This window comes from Nonomuraea sp. NPDC049486, from assembly GCF_040676925.1.
In the GTDB taxonomy this organism is placed as follows: Bacteria; Actinomycetota; Actinomycetes; order Streptosporangiales; family Streptosporangiaceae; genus Nonomuraea; species Nonomuraea ferruginea.
The window spans coordinates 655,572-673,095 of record NZ_JBFAPV010000004.1 but is presented as its reverse complement, the minus strand read 5'-3'; the positions used below and the strand labels follow the sequence as shown (position 1 = coordinate 673,095).

11 protein-coding genes are annotated in these 17,524 nt (G+C 74.7%); 9 read left to right on the top strand and 2 right to left on the bottom strand.

Annotated features, from left to right (window positions below; all coding sequences use genetic code 11):
• Positions 1-874 precede the first annotated feature (874 nt).
• From AB0K05_RS15650 to AB0K05_RS15640, 3 genes are all read left to right on the top strand, one after another.
• The gene (locus AB0K05_RS15650; protein WP_246640452.1) at positions 875-1,330 is read left to right on the top strand and encodes a MarR family transcriptional regulator; all 456 of its coding nucleotides are present in this window, start codon (positions 875-877) and stop codon (positions 1,328-1,330) included.
• Positions 1,331-1,403: 73 nt separating this feature from the next.
• Entirely contained in the window at positions 1,404-1,724 is a 321-nt protein-coding gene (locus AB0K05_RS15645) for a multidrug efflux SMR transporter (protein WP_364229681.1), read from the top strand.
• Positions 1,725-1,768: 44 nt separating this feature from the next.
• The gene (locus tag AB0K05_RS15640) at positions 1,769-2,149 is read left to right on the top strand and encodes a multidrug efflux SMR transporter (RefSeq protein WP_364229679.1); all 381 of its coding nucleotides are present in this window, start codon (positions 1,769-1,771) and stop codon (positions 2,147-2,149) included.
• Here the strand turns inward: AB0K05_RS15640 and AB0K05_RS15635 are convergent.
• Together AB0K05_RS15635 and AB0K05_RS15630 are read right to left on the bottom strand one after the other, a co-directional pair.
• Positions 2,142-2,954 (bottom strand): DUF6114 domain-containing protein, encoded by an 813-nt coding sequence (locus tag AB0K05_RS15635; RefSeq protein ID WP_364229677.1) that lies wholly within the window; start codon positions 2,952-2,954, stop codon positions 2,142-2,144. The two genes, AB0K05_RS15640 and AB0K05_RS15635, sit on opposite strands and share 8 nt — an antisense overlap.
• A 2-nt stretch (positions 2,955-2,956) precedes the next feature.
• On the bottom strand, positions 2,957-3,559 hold the full coding sequence (locus AB0K05_RS15630; protein ID WP_148035249.1) for a DUF6230 family protein: 603 nt from the start codon (positions 3,557-3,559) through the stop codon (positions 2,957-2,959).
• Between the two features lie 243 nt (positions 3,560-3,802).
• Between AB0K05_RS15630 and AB0K05_RS15625 the strand changes: the two genes are divergently transcribed.
• From AB0K05_RS15625 to AB0K05_RS15600, 6 genes are all read left to right on the top strand, one after another.
• Positions 3,803-11,353, top strand: a complete 7,551-nt coding sequence (locus AB0K05_RS15625; RefSeq protein WP_364229675.1) for an SDR family NAD(P)-dependent oxidoreductase — start codon at positions 3,803-3,805, stop codon at positions 11,351-11,353.
• Positions 11,354-11,363: 10 nt separating this feature from the next.
• A complete protein-coding gene (locus AB0K05_RS15620) occupies positions 11,364-12,383 on the top strand; it encodes a 3-oxoacyl-[acyl-carrier-protein] synthase III C-terminal domain-containing protein (RefSeq protein ID WP_364229673.1) in 1,020 nt (339 codons plus the stop codon).
• Positions 12,380-14,116 carry a fatty acid CoA ligase family protein gene (locus AB0K05_RS15615; RefSeq protein ID WP_364229671.1) on the top strand — a complete coding sequence of 579 codons (1,737 nt, stop codon included), beginning with the start codon at positions 12,380-12,382 and terminating at the stop codon, positions 14,114-14,116. Before AB0K05_RS15620 ends, AB0K05_RS15615 begins: the two co-directional genes overlap by 4 nt.
• Positions 14,113-15,081, top strand: a complete 969-nt coding sequence (locus AB0K05_RS15610; RefSeq protein WP_219546753.1) for an NAD-dependent epimerase/dehydratase family protein — start codon at positions 14,113-14,115, stop codon at positions 15,079-15,081. Before AB0K05_RS15615 ends, AB0K05_RS15610 begins: the two co-directional genes overlap by 4 nt.
• Positions 15,078-15,989 carry an alpha/beta fold hydrolase gene (locus AB0K05_RS15605; RefSeq protein WP_271277101.1) on the top strand — a complete coding sequence of 304 codons (912 nt, stop codon included), beginning with the start codon at positions 15,078-15,080 and terminating at the stop codon, positions 15,987-15,989. The genes AB0K05_RS15610 and AB0K05_RS15605 overlap by 4 nt, the downstream gene beginning before the upstream one ends.
• 98 nt (positions 15,990-16,087) lie before the next feature.
• Positions 16,088-17,386, top strand: coding sequence for a family 43 glycosylhydrolase (locus AB0K05_RS15600; protein ID WP_364229669.1), 1,299 nt, complete (start codon positions 16,088-16,090; stop codon positions 17,384-17,386).
• The last annotated feature ends 138 nt before the right edge of the window (positions 17,387-17,524 follow it).

Genomic DNA, 17,524 nt, shown 5'->3' with positions numbered 1-17,524 from the left:
GTGGCGGTCCTAGGAGGCGGTCCTGAGCCGCGGTCCTGAGCCGCGGCCCTGGGTGGCGGCCCTGGGTGGCGGCCCTGGGTGGCGGCCCTGGGTGGCGGCCCTGAGCGACGCTCCTAGGTGGCGGTCCTAGGAGGCGGTCCTGAGCCGCGGTCCTGAGCCGCGGCCCTGGGTGGCGGCCCTGGGTGGCGGCCCTGGGTGGCGGCCCTGGGTGGTGGCCCTGGGTGGTGGTCACCCGCCGCTCGCCGCGCGTGCGGCCTGGGAGGGGACGCGCTCGATCGCCCGTACAGCGATATCGGGCCGGTCGACATAGATGTGGTGTCCGCTCTTCTCGGCCGTGGTCAGCTTGCTGTCGCCGGACAGCGCGAGCCACTCGCGTTGTCCGGCGACCCACGCCTTCTCCAGGCGCGGCCCGTACTCGGGACGGCCGCGAGGTACGGCTGACCGTGCTCGATCACCTCCACCGGGATGTCCCCCGCTGGGCGGACCTTCCCGTCGGGGATGGCGAGCTTCTCCAGGTTCTGGCCCTGGAACACCGCGAGGTTCTGCGCGCGCAGCTCGCGGGCCCTCCGAACAGGACACCGACGGGCCCGCGACCTCGATCTTCCGGGTTCCGGAGAGCGGGCCGGTCTGGGTGGCGGGGGCGAACGGGTACCAGTTCTCCACCGTGCGCTGTCGCAGCCGGCGAGCCCGCACCGACCACAGTGGCGCAGAGCGCGGTCAGCACGGATGCCTCTGCGATGCAAGTGGAGCGGGAAGCGGCCGGACACCGCAACGCCGGCCCCGGGATCGTCACCGCTCAGTGGACATCCGCCGGTAGCTCGCACGGGGGAAACGCGGCTTGCGCCGACGCCAGGTGTCGCGCTACGGTAAGTGCATGCACATGCAGATAGATGGTCTCGGGTCGCAGTGGTCCCAGGTCGCGGCGTTCACGTCCGCGATCGACACGGCTCTGGGCAAGTGGCTCGTGGATGTGCATCGGATCGGGCTGACGGAGTATCGGGCGCTGGCCCATCTCACGCAGGCGCCGGACAAGGAGCTGCGGGTCAACGATCTCGCGCAGAAGATCGGCCTGAACCAGAGCTCGGCCACCCGGCTGGTCAGCCGGCTGGAGAGCAAGGGCGTCGCGCGGCGCGACGTCTGCGCCGACGACGGCCGCGGGGTCTACGCGGTTCTCACCCCGGAGGGCGAGGCACTCGCGCGTGAGGTGCGCGCGTCCTACGACGAGCGCATCGGCGAACTCCTGGCCAGCGCGTCGGCGGAGGCGCCCCACGTGGACGTCCGCCTGCTCGGCACCGCACTCCGGCAGATCGCGGACGTCGTCACCCCCTGAGCGACGGCGCCCGGCGCGGCGAGATGCGCACGCGTAAAAATATGTATGTACATGCAGAGAAGTAAGGAACATCATGAGCTGGCTCTATCTGGCGATCGCCATCGTCTTCGAGATCGCGGTCGCGATCAGCGCGAGCAACGCGAAGGGATTCACCGACCTGTGGTGGACCGTCGCCACGCTCGTCACCGGCGGGATCGCCACGTTCTTCCTCAGCCTCGCGCTGCTGACCTTCGACGTCGGCGTCGGTTATGCCCTGTGGACCTCGATCGCCGGGGTCGGGATCGTCGTCGTCGGCGCCCTGCTGCTCGGCCAGCGGCTGACCTGGAAAAAGCTCCTGGGCATCGTCGTCGTCATCGCCGGTGTCATCGGCCTGCAGCTCAGCGGTGGCGCATGACCTCCGCGCGTCCCACCGACACCACATCCGGAAGGACTTCTCCCATGGCACCCAGCAAGACCGTCTCCTGGCTCGTCCTGCTCCTGGCAGGGGTGTTCGAGGTTGGCTACGCCCTCACCGTGAACGGCAGCGAAGGCTTCACCCGTCCGGGCTGGTCGGTCGTCGCCGTCGTGTTCTTCCTTCTCACCCTGTTCTGCCTCAGCGTCGCCCTGAAGGGCATCGACGTCGGCATCGGCTACGCCGTGTGGGCCGGCATCGGGGCCGTCGGCGCGGCGCTCCTGGGCCCGGTGTTCTTCGACGAGGTGCTGACGCCGGCGCGCGCCTTCTGGCTGGCCGTGATCATCGCCGGGGTGGTGTGGCTCAAGCTCGCCGACAGTCCCGCCCTGGAGGACAGGCCCGAGAAGACGGCGGCCGGAGTCAGCTGACCCGCTGCGTCAGCCCTTCGATCCGGGCGTGGGCCGCACGGACGAGGAGCCGGTCGGCCTCGACGTCCGTGACGGTCATGGACGGCAGCGGCAGCGGGGGCGGCGGCAGCTCGGGGGTGAACGTGAGGGCGACGCCGCCGACCCGGGCACGCAGCCGGGTCACGTACATGACGACACCGCCCGACAGCCGCAGCCGGGAGAACCGCTGGTGGACGGCCGCACCGGAACCACGCGTCCGGTGCAGGCCGTCCTCGATCTCGACGGCGGACATGGACAGCTTGAGGCGGGGACCGGCGGGCCGGCTCACCACTCCTTCGAACCGGCCGCCCCACAGGGTGAGCCGCGCGGCTTCGAGCCCGGAATCGGCGGGCCCGGAGGGGTGGGGGGCCGGCAGGGCGAGAACGAGAGCCACCGGGACGGCCGCGATCGCGCGCAGCGGTTCCTCCCCACGGCGGGCGGGGCGGCCGTCGGGGCTCCAGGCGCACAGGAGCGCGCCACCCGTGAGCCCGGCGAGCATGCCGAGGCCGAGACCGCCGAGGTTGGACGTGACGAAGGAGCCCAGTGACAGCGCGATGGCGGCGACCCCGAGGAACACCCGCTGCCCGTGCTGCCACCAGCTCAGCAGGCCGGCCGCGACGAGAAGCAGCCCCGCCAGATAGCCGGAGATCCCGGCGACCCCCTGCCGGACCAGGAGCGGGAGCGGCGCGAGCGGCGCCAGCAGGATGACGGCCCCACCGGCGGCCACCCACAGCCCGCCCCAGAAGGGACGGGTACGCCGCCACCGGCGGAATCGGGTGTCAGGCATGGTCAGAAGCACTCGTGGTCGCCGGGCTCGAAGCTGAGCCGCAGCCCGTTGAGCCGGAAGGTGCCGGCGTTGACGGCGTAGGCGGTCTGCCGCAGGCCGGTGATGCGCACGGTGGCCGCCTGCTGGCCGATGTCGCCCGGACGGCCGCCCAGACCGGCGGGGGCGTCGAGGGTGGCGGCGTCGCGGCCGATCTCGATGTCGCCGAACGTGACGTCGCCGGAGAGCTGGTGGAGGTCGATCACGAGGTTCGCGGCCTCCACGGGCCGCTCCCCGTCGCCCGCCCTGACCAGGAACGTGACCGGGCCGACCGGGGTGCGCACGAGCGCCGACTGGCACAGGCCGGTGATCCGCGCCCGGCCGATCACCGAGACGAGGACCGGGCGCCGCCCCTCGGCCGTCGACGCCACGTCTCCGTACTGGGCGAATCCCTTACCCACGAGCCGGTCGGCCGAGATCTTGAACCGCTCGCCGGACAGCGCGAACGACGCCGCGACACCCCCTTCGCCGGTCACGCCGACGAGGATCGCGGCCGCCGCCAGCGCGGGGACGAGCACCGCGGCGAAGCGCCGCCACCGCGTGCGGCCGAGCCGCGTCTCGGCTGACATGGCGCTCACCTTCGCTCGGGCGCGGGACGGGGAAGCCGGAACGAGTGAGCCGGCGGGCCCAGTATAGGGACTCTTTGCATAATGTTGACTACTCTCGGCAACATTCCTTACGTTTCCGCGGCGCACCACACCATCCCTTAACAGGAGGCATGACGCTTACCAGCAAGGAACACGAACAGTCGCTGTTCGACCACGTACGGCTGTGATGCCATGGGTGTCGCCGACGAACAGGAAAGGTGGCATATGAGCGCAGGCGGGAACGAGCGGACGTGGCCGGGGCGAGCGGTGGCGATCGTGGGCGTGGGCTGCCGGCTTCCCGGCGGCATCCGCGACCTCGACGGACTGTGGCAGGCCCTGCTGCGCGGTGACGACCTGGTCGGCACCGTGCCGCCGGACCGGTTCGAGGCCGAGCGGTACGTCGACGAGTCCCTCCCGCGCCCCGACCGCAGCTACACGCGGGCGGGCGGCTTCCTCGACGACCTCACCGGATTCGACGCCGCCTACTTCGGGATCTCGCCCAAGGAGGCAGCCTCGATGGACCCGCAGCAGCGGCTGCTCCTGGAGATGGCCGCCGAGGCGCTCGACGACGCCGGCATCGACCCGGCACGCCTGGCCGGGACCGACACGGGGGTGTTCGTCGGCGTCTCCGATCCTTCGTACGGGGTGCTGCAGGCGCTGGAGCCCGGCGGGATCGGCCCCTACTCGATGTCGGGCAGCGCGTTGTCGATCGCGGCCAACCGGCTCTCGTACGCCTTCGACCTGCGCGGGCCGAGCATGAGCATCGACACCGCCTGCTCGTCGGCGCTGCAGGCGGTGGAGCGCGCCTGCCGGGCGCTGGCCGACGGCTCCACGCGGACGGCGCTGGCCGGGGGCGTGAACGTGCTGCTGAGCCCGACCGGGTTCGTCGGGTTCAGCCAGGCGTCGATGCTGTCGCCGACCGGGCGGTGCCGGGCGTTCTCGGCCGACGCCGACGGGTTCGTCCGGTCGGAGGGCGGCGGCGTGGTCGTGCTCAAACGGCTGGAGGAGGCGCTCGCCGACGGCGACCGGATCCACGGTGTCATCGTGGGCGCCGCCGCCAACAACGACGGCCGCACGATGGGGCTGGCGCTGCCCCGTACCGAGGCGCAGGAGGCGCTGCTGCGGCAGGTGTATCGGGAGGCCGGGATCAGCCCGGACGAGGTCGCGTACGTGGAGGCGCACGGCACCGGCACCCAGGCGGGCGACCCGGCCGAGTGCGGGGCGCTGGGGCGGGCGCTGGGCACGGCGCGGTCGGGCGGCCCGCTGCCGATCGGCTCGGTCAAGACGAACCTGGGGCACCTGGAGCCGGCCTCGGGCATGCCGGGGCTGTTCAAGGCGCTGCTGGTGCTGCGGCACGGGACGATCCCGGCGTCGCTGCACGCCTCGACGCTCAACCCGGCCATCGACTTCGACGGGCTCGGGCTGAGCGTCGTCACCCGGCCGCGCCCGCTGCCCGAGACGGGCGGCCGGACGGTGGTGGGGGTGAACTCGTTCGGGTTCGGGGGCGCGAACGTGCACGTGGCGGTGGCCGCACCGCCCCTCCGAGCGGCGCCGGCGCGGCCGGCGGGGGCCGCGCCGGTGCCTGTCGTCGTGTCGGCCCGGGCCGCGGGCGCGCTGCCGGAGGCCGTCGCGCGGGCGGCCGAGCACCTGGCGTCGGTGGACGAGGGTGACTTCTACGACGTGGCCTACACCGCCACCCGGCGGCGCGGCCTGCACCGGCACCGCGCCGTGGTGCTCGCCGCGTCCGCGGCGGAGGCGGCGGGCAGCCTGTCCGGTCTATACGGTTCGTCGCCGGTGATCGGGGAGGCGGTGGAGCGGGGCCGGGTGGCGCTGGTGTTCTGCGGCAACGGCTCGCAGTGGGCCGGGATGGGCGCCGGCCTGTTGAGTGATCCTGCCTTCCGTAAGGCCGTCGAGGCCGTGGACGACGAGCTGGCGACCCGGCTGGGCTGGTCGGTGCTGGAGGAGCTGACGCTGCCCGCGGACCGGTGGCGGCTGTCGGCGACCGAGCGGGCCCAGCCGCTGCTCTTCGCCGTCCAGGCCGGGCTCGCCGGGATGCTGGAGGCGGCGGGCGTGCGGGCGGGGGCGGTGCTCGGTCACAGTGTCGGCGAGGTGGCCGCCGCGTACGTCGCCGGGGCGCTGTCGCCCGCCCAGGCCGCGCAGGTGATCGCCGAGCGCGGCCTGGCGCAGGCCGCGACACGCGGGCAGGGCCGGATGGCGGCGGTCGGGCTGCCCGAAGCCGAGGCCCGGCAACTCCTGGCCGGTTACCCCGGGGTGGAGGTGGCCGCGGTCAACTCCGACCGCGACGTCACGGTCGCGGGGCCGCGGGCGGCGCTCGGAAGGCTGGGCGGGGATCTGGCGGCGCGCGAGGTGTTCTTCCGCGAGCTGGACGTGGACTATCCGTTCCACAGCGCGGCCATGGACGGGGCGCGCGAGCCGCTCCGGGCGGCGCTGGCCGACCTGCGGCCGTCGCGGACGCGGATCCCCATGGTGTCGACCGTGACCGGCGAGCCGCTGACCGGCGAGGAGCTCGACGCGACGTACTGGTGGCGCAACGTGCGGCGGCCCGTGCGCTTCTCGGCGGCGGTCGAGCGGGTGCTCGCCGACGGTTCCGACGTGCTGGTGGAGGTGGGCCCGCACCCGGTGCTGCAGTCGTACCTGCGCCGCGTCGCGGCCGCCGCCCGCGTCCGCGCCGCCGTGGTGCCGGCCCTGCGGCGTGCCGCGGTGGAGGAGACCGCCGCGAGCGCCGCCGTCGGCTCGGCGGTGGCGGCGGTCGTCGCGGCCGGGGGTGACGTCGACTGGGACCGCTACTTCCCGCGGCCGGGCCTCGTACGGTCGCTGCCCGCGTATCCGTGGCAGCGGCAGCGGCACTGGCTGGGCGGCCCGCTGACCTGGGTGCGCACGATCGGCGACCCCGAGATCACGCATCCGTTGCTGGGCCAGCGGCTGCCCGCGCTCGACCCTTCCTGGTACGGGGAGATCGACCAGGTCCGGGTGCCCTGGGTGACCGACCACCGGGCGGGCGGGGCCGCCGTGATGCCCGCGACCGGCTACGTGGAGATGGCGCTGGCGGCGGGCCGGCAGGCGATCCCGGACGCCGCCGAGGCGGTCGAGGTGGACCGGGTGAGCATCACCCGCGCGCTGGTGGTGCCGGGGCCGGGCGCGGAGCCGGTCTGCGCGCAGACGTCGCTGTCCGCCGAGACGGGCACGATCACGGTGGCGAGCACGACGCGGCGCGGGCAGCATCCGCGCGAGCACTTCCGGGCGCGGGTCCGGCCGCTGCTGCGGCCGGCCCCGGCGCCGCTCGATCTGGCGGAGCTGCGCGCCCGCGTCGCCGAGCCCGTGGACGTGCCCGCCTACTACGCGCGGGCCGCCGAGGGGCGCATGGTGTGGGGTCCGGCGTTCCGGGTGCTGACGGGGTTGTGGCGGGCCCCGGGCGAGGTGCTGGGCGCGTACACGTGCCCTGACCAGCGGGACGAGCGCTACCAGGCGCATCCCGTGCTGTTCGACAGCGCCCTGCAGGCGGGCGTGCTGTGGCTGGTGGACGCGCTGGTGGGCGGCACGGGCTACATGCCTGCCGCGATCGGGTCGGTCCGGCTCTGGGGCAGACCGGCCCCGGAAGGTTTCCTGCATGTACGGGAACGTTCCAGTTCTGTCGAGGAGGTGTGCTGGGACATCACGGTCACCGGGGGCGACGGCCGGGTGGCGGCCGAGATGGAGGGGGTCCGGTTGCGCAGGACGCCCGGCCTGCACGCCACGCGGACCGAGCGTTACCACGTCGAACTACGGGCGGCGCCCCGGCCCGGGGAGCCGGCGGACGCCTGGCCGGGCCCCGATCCGGCGGGCATACTCGCGGGGGCTTCCGCGCGGCTGGACGAGGTGCGCTCGGCTTGGCGTGAGCTGCGTTACCCGGAGTACGCGGCCAAGCTGGAAGAGACGTTCGCCCGTACGCTCGGCGCGGCGCTGGCGGCCTTGACCGGCGGTGGCGAGCTGACCGTCGACGATCTGGCCGCCGCCTGCCGGGAGCCGCACCACCGTGCGCTGGTCCGGGCGGCGCTGCCGCTGCTGGAACGGCACGGCGTGCTGGAACGCCGCGGCGAGCGGGGGGTGCGCCTCGCCCCGCCCGCACCGGTCGCGACCGAGCTGCGGGGGCTGGCCGTGGCGGGGGCGGCGTTCCCCGCGCAGACGGCGCTGGCGGTGCGGGCCGGGCTGCGGCTGCGCGAGGTACTGGCCGGGGAGGTCGCGGCCGGCGACGTGCTCGGCTCGGACGGCGCCGGGGAGCTGGTGGACCAGTACCACGACGTGGGGCCGGCGAGCCTGTTCGCGAACCGGCTCGCGCGGGCGCTGGTGGAGCAGGTCGTCCAGGGGTGGCCGGCCGACCGGCCGCTGCGGGTCCTGGAGGTGGGCGCGGGGACGGGCGGCACCACGGTGACGTTGCTGCCGATCCTGCCGGTCGACCGGGTCCGCTACACGGTGACCGACATGGCCGAGCCGGTGCTGGCCCGGCTGCGGCAGCGGCTGTCCGGGGTGGACGTCGCCGAGTTCGGCCTGCTCGACCTGGACGCCGACCCGGTCGGGCAGGGGTGGCCGGCCGGCGGGTTCGACCTCGTGGTGGCGGCCGGGTGCCTGCATCTCGCGCGTGACCTGCCCGGCGCCCTCCGCGGGCTGGGACGGCTCCTCGCCCCGGGCGGCAAGCTGCTCGTCGCGGGACCGCACCGGGCCGGACCGCTGCTGCCCTTCCTGGGGCTGACACCGGAGCTGTGGGGCCCCGGCGCGCTGCCGTCCGCCCAGCGGTGGCCGGAGCTGCTGGCGGAAGCCGGATACGCCGACATCATCCAGACCGGCCCTGAACAGGACCCTGAAGCAGGCGACTTCTCAGCGCTCCTCGCCACCTCCCCCTCCGAGCACATTGCGGAGACAACCGCCGACCAGCTCGCCGACGGCGTGTGGGTGGTCGCTGCGGAGAACGATGGGGATCCGCTCGCCGTCGAGCTCGCTTCGTTGCTGCGGGAGCGGGGTGGGCGGGCGAATGTGGCGCCCCTCGCCGATGATCCCGCCGCGTGGGCGGCCCAGGCCGTGTCGGCGGACGTGGTCACGTTCGCGATCGTCCTCGGCGGCACAGGCCCGGAGGGCGTCGTCGAACGGATCACCCGGCGGGCCGCGGCGCTCCGCGCGATCGCCCTGGCCTGCGAGCAACTGCCGCACCACGTCCAGGTGAGGCTGTGGCTGGTGACCCGCCCATGCGGCGCGCTCCCGGAGCCCGGACCGCCCGGCGACACCGCCCACCCCGAGAACGCCACCCACCGCGAAGCCGCCGGCCAGAAGAGCGCTGCCCAGCTCGAAAACACCGTCAACCCCCTAGAGACCGCCGACCCCGAAAACACCGCCAACTCCGTAGAGACCGTCCACCCTGAAAACGCCGCCGACCCCGTATGGATCATTCATCCCGAGGATGCCGCCACCTGGGGGACGGTGCGGTCGCTCGGGAACGAGCAGCCCCAGTTGGACGCCCGGCGGGTGTGCCTGCACCGTAGTGGGGACGTCCGGCGAGACGCGGCGGGGCTGGTGGCGGAACTGGTGTCGGCCGGGGAGGACGACGAGATCCTCCTCACTCGCCGGGGCCGGTTCACGCCGCGTCTGGTGAGGTCGGCGCCGCCGTCCGTCCCCGCCGGCCGCCGGGGGGCGTACCGGCTGGCGGTGCGTGACCCGGGGCTGTCGTACGAGCTCTGCTGGGAACGGGCCGAGATCCCGGAGCCCGGGCCGGGCCAGGTGCTGATCGAGGTACGGGCGATCGGGCTGAACTACCGCGACGTCATGTTCACGGTCGGCCTGCTCCCGTCGGAAGCGGTCGAGGCGGTCTTCGGCGGCCACGAGCTGGGCCTGGAGTGCGCCGGCACCATCGCCGCCGTGGGGCCGGGCGTCGTCCGGCTGAGGCCCGGCGACCGGGTGATGGCCGCGGGCCCGGTGGGGTTCGGCAGCCACGCGGTGGCCGAGGAGTGGACGGCCGTCCGGATCCCCGACAGTCTCACCTTCGCCGCGGCGGCCACGCTGCCGATGGCGTTCTCGACCGCCTACCACTCGCTGCACGGGTGCGCGCGGCTCCGGCCCGGCGAGACGCTGCTCGTGCACGGCGGCGCGGGCGGGGTCGGCCTGGCCGCGCTGGAGTACGCCAGGCACGCCGGCGCGCGGGTGATCGCCACGGCGGGCAGCGAGGCCAAGCGCGACCTGCTGCGGGCGCTGGGCGCCGCGCACGTGCTGGACTCGCGCAGCCTGCGCTTCGGCGAGCAGGTCAGGGAGCTGACCGGGGGCCGCGGCGTGGACGTCGTGCTCAACTCCCTGGCCGGGGAGGCCATCAGCCGCGGCCTGGAGTGCCTGCGGCACGGCGGCAGGTTCGTCGAGCTGGGCAAGCGCGACATCTACGAGAGCAGGCACGTGGCGCTGCGGCCGTTCGGCGACAACATCGCGTTCTTCGGCGTGGACGTGGGCACCCTCATGTGGAAGGACCCGGCGCTGATGGCCGAGCAGATGACGGCCGCGTTCCAGCACGTGCACGACCAGCGCCCGCTGCCCCACACGGTGTTCCCGGCCGAGCGGGTGGCCGACGCGTTCGCGCTGATGCGGCACTCCCGGCACATCGGCAAGGTCGTCGTCTCCCTCGGTGACCCTGTCGCGGTGCGGTCCCGGCCCACCCGGCGTCCGGCTGCGGGCACGTACCTGATCACGGGTGGGCTGAGCGGGTTCGGCGCGGAGACGGCGCGGCACCTGGCGCGGGGCGGGGTGCGCCGGCTGGCGCTGGTCAGCCGGCGCGGCGCGGACACGCCGGGCGCGGACACGCTGCTGGAGGAGCTGCGCGGCCTCGGCGCGGAGGCCACCGCGCACGCGGCCGACGTGGCCGACCGCGACGCCATGCGGGACATCCTGCGCGAACTGGACGCTTCGGGCCACCCCGTGCGCGGTGTCGTGCACGCCGCCATGCATCTCGACGACGCGGCGCTGGCCGATCTCTCCGACGACCGGATCCGGGCGGTCCTGCGGCCCAAGGTCGCGGGCGCGCTGGTGCTGGACGAGCTCACCGCGGACCTGCGGCTGGAGGCGTTCGTGCTGTACTCGTCGCTGACGACGATCGGCAACATCGGGCAGTCGCCGTACGTGTCGGCGAACCTGTTCCTGGAGGCGCTGGCGCGACGGCGGCGAGCCCGGGGCCTGCCCGCGCTGGCGGTCTGCCTCGGCGCGCTCGCCGGCACCGGCGTGCTGGCGCACGGCACGCAGGCCGAGGCGCTGAAGCGGTTCGGCATCGACTCGGTGGACCCCGCCGTGGCGCTCGCCGCCGTGGACGCCATGCTGGCCGACGGGGCCGACGTGGCCGTGGTGGGCCGCTGCGACTGGGCCAGGCTGCGGCAGACGCTCCCCGGCCTGCGACGGCCGTGGCTGTCGGCGGTCCTGCCGCCCGGCGCCGATCAGGCCCCCGAAACCGGCGACCTGCTGTCGGAGCTGGCCGCGATGACCGGCGACGAGGCGCACGAGCACGTCGTCGAGCAGATCACCGCCCTGCTGTCCGCGGTCCTGCTCGTCCCGGCCGCCGACATCGCCCCCGACCGGCGGCTGGACGAGTACGGCCTGGACTCGCTCATGGCCACGCAGCTGCTGCTGTCGATGCGGCACGCGTTCGGGGTGGACATCCCGCCGATGGAGCTGATCCGCGGCGCCGGGACCGTCACCGACATCGCCCGTACGGTGCTCCTCCACCTGGGGCTGCACTCCACGCGTCCGGCTTCCTGAGGAGACCGCCATGGCTTCCGTGCACGCCCGGGTGGCCGGTGTGGCCGCCCACCTGCCCGAGACCACGATGACCACCGCGGAGGTGGAGGACCGGCTCGCCGCCCGCAACCCCGGGCTTGTCCTGCCCCGGGGAGTGATCCACAACGGCAGCGGCGTCCGCCGCAGGCACGTCGCCCCGCCAGGGGAGAAACCGTCGGACCTGGCCGCGCACGCCGCCCGCGCGCTGCTGGACGAGCAGGACCTGCACGCCCGCGACCTCGACCTGCTCGTCTACGCGGGGGTGACCATCGACCTCGTCGAGCCCGCGACCGCGCACGTCGTGGCGGCGAAGCTGGGCGCCGGCTGCCCGGTGTTCGACGTGCGCAACGCCTGCAACAGCGTGCTGAACGCGATCCAGGTGGCGGAGGCGCTGATCGTCACCGGCCGGCACCGGCGGGTGCTGATCTGCTGCGGCGAGCTGCCGACCGCGTTCATGCCGTGGACGCTCTCCGGCGCCGACGAGTTCATGACGGTCGCCGCCGCCTACACGGTGTCGGACGCCGGGGCCGCGCTGCTGCTGGAGGCCGCGGCGGAGCCGGGGGTGCTCGGTCACCGGTTCGCCGCCCAGTCCCACGGGTGGGACGCCGCCACCGTGGCGCTGCGGAACCTGACGTCCGACCCGGCGACCGACTGGCCGGTCATCCGCCCGCTCACCGTCGACGCCATCGGACTGATACGCGGCATCGAGGCGACCGACCACGCCGTCTTCTCCGATCCGCTCGCCGACCTCGGCCTCACCTGGGACGACTTCGCTGTCGTGTGCGTGCACCAGGCGTCGCTGCCCGCGCTGTGGAAGTTCTGCGCCCATGTCGGGATCCCGCCGGAGAAGGTCGTCGTCACCATCGCCCAGCACGGCAACCTGGTGGCGGCGACGATACCGGTCCAGCTCGCCCAGGCGGTCGCCGCCGGACGGGTGCGGCGCGGCGACCTGGTGGCGTTCGTCGGCCTGGCGAGCGGGTTCAGCGCCGGCACCGTCGTGGTGCGGTGGTGACCCCGGTGCCGGTGAGCGAGCTGGTCACCCGGGCCGAACGATGGGCCGCCGACCGGCCGGACACCCTCGCCTGCCAGATCGGCGGGCGGGCGCCGCGCTCGGCCAGTTACGGGGAGATGGCGCGATCGGTGGAGGAGACGGCGGCCGCGCTGGCGCTCGGCGGGGTGCGGCCCGGCATGCGGACGGTGCTGCTGGTGCGTCCGGGCGTGGAGCTCGGCGTGCTGGTGCTCTCGCTGCTGCGGCTGGGGGCGGTGCCGGTCATGGTCGATCCGGGACTGCCGTACGCGGCCGTCCGGCGGTGCCTGGAGCGGGCCGCGCCGGAGGCGTTCATCGGGGTGCCGCTCGCCCAGGCGGCCCGGCTGGCCCTGGGCTGGGCCCGGCGCACCAGCCGCGTCGTCATCACGGTCGGACCCCGCCGCTTCTGGCCGGAACCGACCCTCGACGCCCTACGAACCGCCGCCCGCGACCTGACACGGGACTCGCGAGCCGCCGCGCCCGCACCGACCCCGGACCCGCATACACCAGATCTGCGAGTCACCGACGCCGGACCGACCCCGGACCCGCGAACCGCCGCCCGTGGCGCGGTGCCGGGTCTGCCGGCGCCTCAGCCCAGCGATCTGGCGCTGATCGCGTACACCTCCGGTTCGACGGGGCCGCCGAAGGGGGTGCCGTTGCGGCACCGGCACCTGACGGCGCAGCTCGACCTGCTGGCCGGGCTGGAGCTCATCCGGGCCGGCGCACCCGTGCTGTCGACGTTCATCCCTTTCGCCCTGGGGGCGGCGGCGCTGGGCGCGACAGCCGTGCTGCCCGATCTGGACCCGCGGCGCCCGCTGTGGTTCGACCCCGCGGCGCTGGCCGCGGACATCCGCCGGTACCGGGTGTCCACCCTGTTCGCCGCGCCCGCCCTGCTGGACCGGCTGGCCCGGCACTGCGTGGCCCGCGGCCTGGTGCTGGACTCGCTGGAGACGGTGGCGGTCGCCGGGGCGCCGCTGCCGCTGCCGACGCTGGACCGCGTCCGCGCCTGCGTCCCCGGCGCGGCCCGGGTGCTGTCGGTGTACGGGGCGACCGAGTGCCTGCCGGTGGCCGCGATCGAGGGCGCCGAACTGGTCGCGGCGCACGCCGCACACCGGGGGGCCGGGACATGCCTGGGCCCGCCGCTGCCCGGGGTCGAGGTCCGGGTCATCGGCGTCACCGACGGGCCGATCGCCCGGTGGGACGAGAACCTGACGGTGCCGCCCGGCACCGTCGGGGAGTTCGTCGTCTCCTCCCCCGCCGTCAGCGATCCCTACCTGGACGACCCGAGGGCCACCGCCCTGGCCAGGATCCCGGACGGCGACCGGGTCTGGCACCGCATGGGCGACCTGGGGCGGCTGGACGAGCACGGCCGGCTGTGGTTCGCGGGCCGCAAGTCCGAACGCGTCCGCGCCCCGGACGGCGACCTCTACACCGACCACGTCGAGACACTCCTGGCCGGAGTGCCGGGAGCGCGCCGCGTCGCCCTGGTGGGCGCCGGCCCACGCCCCGTCCTCGTGGTGGAGCCCGAGCCCGGCTTCCGGCGCGACCTCGTACGGGCCGGGATCCTCGCGGAGGCCGCGCGGCACCCGCGCACGGCGGGCCTGCGCGAGGTGCTGTTCCACCGCCGCTTCCCGGTGGACGCCCGGCACAACAGCAAGATCCGCCGGGACGTGCTCGCCGCCTGGGCGGCCCGGCGGTCGCGCGGAGGCCGCCGGTGAACGTCCTGGTCACCGGGGGCGGCGGGTTCCTCGGCCGTGCCGTGTGCCGCCGCCTGGTCGCGCGCGGCGACACCGTGCGCGCGCTGCACCGCCGCCCGCGTCTCGAACTGGACGCGCTGGGCGTCACCCAGTACCTGGCCGACATCCGCGACCCGGCGGCCGTCCGCGCCGCCGTCGACGGGTGCGAGGCCGTGGTCCACTGCGCCGCCAAGGCCGGGGCGCACGGCGCGTCCCGGGACTTCGCCGAGGTCAACGTGCACGGTACGCGCAACGTGGTGGACGCCTGCGCGGCAGCCGGGGCACGGCTGGTCCACGTGTCGTCGCCGAGCGTCGTGCACAACGGGCGCGACCTGGACGGCGTGGACGAGTCCGTCCCGTACGCCACCCGGTTCACCGCGCCCTACCCGCGCACCAAGGCGGCGGCCGAACGGCTCGTGCTGGCCGGGCCGGCGCCGTCCGTCGCGCTGCGCCCGCACCTCATCTGGGGGCCGGGCGATCCGCACTTCCTGCCCCGGTTCGTGGCGAACCGGCACCGGCTGTGGCTGCTGGGCAGGGCGGACAAGACCATCGACACCGTCTACGTCGACAACGCGGCCGACGCCTGCGTGCTGGCCCTCGACCGGCTGCGGCCCGGGTCGCCGCTGTGCGGGCGGGCGTACTTCATCACCCAGGGCGAGCCGTGCGGTTTCGGCGTCTGGGTGAACGCGCTGCTCGCGGCGGCCGGGCAGCCTCCGGTGCGGCGGCGGCTGCCCGCCGGACCGGCGATGGCGGCGGCCGGGATGCTGGAACGGCTGGCGGCGCAGGGCGGCTGGGAGCCGCCCCTGACCCGGTTCCTGGTGGAGCAGGCGTCCACGGCGCACTGGTTCGACATCTCCGCGGCCCGCCGCGACCTCGGCTACCGGCCACGCGTGAGCATGGCCGAAGGGCTCGCCCGCCTGACCGCCCACCTCTCGGAGTCCCCGTGACACGTTTCCCCGGCTACCCGTTCGCCTCCCGCTGGCACGCCCACCCCGGCGGGCTGCGCCAGCACTACGTGGACGAGGGGACGGGTGCCCCGGTGCTGTTCGTGCACGGCAACCCGTCCTGGAGCTACCTGTGGCGGCGGCCGATCCTGGCCCTGCGTGACCGGTTCCGCTGCGTCGCTCCGGACCACATCGGCATGGGGCTGTCCGACAAGCCGGCCGCCCGGGAGTACGACCACACCTTCGCCTCGCGCGTCGACGACCTCGACGCGCTGGTCGGGCACCTCATCGCCCACCGGGGCGCCCCCGAGCGGGGCTGGACGCTCGTCATGCACGACTGGGGCGGGCCGATCGGCATGGCGTGGGCCTGCCGCCACCCCGGGCGCGTCGCCCGGCTCGTCGTCCTCAACACGGCGGCCTTCCCCAGCCCGCACGGCGAGCGGGTCCGCCTCCCGCTGCGGGCGCCGCTGTGGGTGCTGCGCCGCACCCGGCTCGGCGCGCGGCTGTTCCTGCGGCACAACCTGTTCGCCCGCGGCGCGACCTGGCGTCCGCTCGGCGTGCGCCGCCGCATGCCCGCCGACGTGCGCGCCGCCTTCCTCGCCCCGTACGACCGGCCCGAGCACCGGGTGGCCGTCCAGCGGTTCGTGCACGACATCCCGCTGCGGCCGGGCGACCGGGCGTGGCCGCTCCTCGAAGGCACCGGCCGGCGGCTCGACCGGTTCGCCGGGCTGCCGGCCTTCGTCGGCTGGGGGCTGCGCGACCCGGTCTTCGACCCCGCCATGCTGGCCGAGTGGCGGCGCCGCCTGCCCCACGCCAGGGTCGAGGTCTGCCGGCGAGCCGGCCACTACCTCCTGGAGGACGCCCACGAGCGGTTCGTCCCCGCCATCCGCGCCTTCCTGACCGAGACGTAGCGCGGCGGGAGGCCGAGTGCGTCCGAACCCCTGTCGGCCACCTCGGCCGGAGGACTTCACTGGGGACCTGAACTGATTACGGATGATCGGAGGTCCTCATGCGGCTCCTCGGCCGGCTCTTCCTGGCGTTCACCGCGGCCACAGTCTGTCTGCCCACGGCCGGCGCGGCGGCGGCCACCGTGGCCCCGGCGCCCGTGATCCGCGCCGACTTCCCCGATCCGGACGTCATCCAGGTCGGCTCCACCTTCTACGCCTACTCCACCAGCAGCCGGCCCGGCCGCATCCCGGTCGCCAGCGCCCCGTCCGCCACCGGCCCGTGGACCGTGCGCGGGGACGCGCTGCCGGCCAAGCCGTCCTGGGCGGGCGACGGCGGGTTCTGGGCGCCCGACGTCTCCCGTCTCCCCGACGGCCGATACCTGATGTACTTCACCGGCCCGAGCACCGCCACCGGGCGCATGTGCGTCGGCGCCGCGACCTCGGCGAACCCGCTCGGCCCCTTCCAGCCGGCCGGCGGCTCGCCGCTCGTCTGCGACGCGGACGAGGGCGGCGACATCGACCCGTCCAGCTTCGTCGACACCGACGGCAAGCGGTATCTGCTCTACAAGAACGACGGCAACGCCGTCGGCCGGCCCACCATCCTCTGGCTGCAGCAGGTCGCGGCCGACGGCGTCACCTTCGTCGGCGGCCGCACCGAGCTCATCCGCGACGACAGGCCCGAGGAGGCCGGCGTCATCGAGGCGCCCGTGCTCGTCAAGCGGCCCTCCCAGTACGTGCTCTTCTACTCGGGCGGCTCCTACACCGGCAACAGCTACTTCACCGGCTACGCCGTGTCCCCGTCGCTCACCGGGCGCTACACCAAGGCGTACCGGCCGCTGATGACGACCGCCACCTTCGACGGAGCCGTACAGGGACCCGGCGGGACCGACGTGCTCGGCGACCGCGCCTTCTTCCACGGCTGGGTGGGCGACGCCCGCCACCTGTACACCGCGGCGCTGGGCTGGGCCGGCGACTATCCGGTCGTGCGTGGCAGCCGCGTACGGTACGAGGCCGAGCGCGGCTCGCTCAACCGTGCCACCGTCCGCACCGGCGCGGCCGGGGCGTCCCAGGGGGCCGTCGTGGCCAAGATCGACCATGCGGACAGCTGGGTCGACGTCCGGGTGTTCGCGCCGGTCGCCGGGGCCTACACGGCGCACGTGGCCTACGCGGCCGGTTACGGCGACGCGCAGCACCTGATGACGGTCAACGGGACCACGCGGTTCACCCTGGACTACCCCGACCGCGGCTGGGACAACTGGACGCAGGTTCCGGCCCGGCTCACGCTGAACGCCGGCTGGAACACCCTGCGCCTGCAGCACCGGACGCGCTGGGCGGAACTGGACCACATCGAGATCGCCTGATCCACGGGCCGGCCGCACCGTCACGTGAAATTTTCACGTGACGGTGCGGTCACGTGATCCCTTTTCGGACGGAACCGCAGGCCGGGAAGCGTCCAGGCGACGACGCCCACGCGGCGGGGATCGCCTCCGTTGACGCCC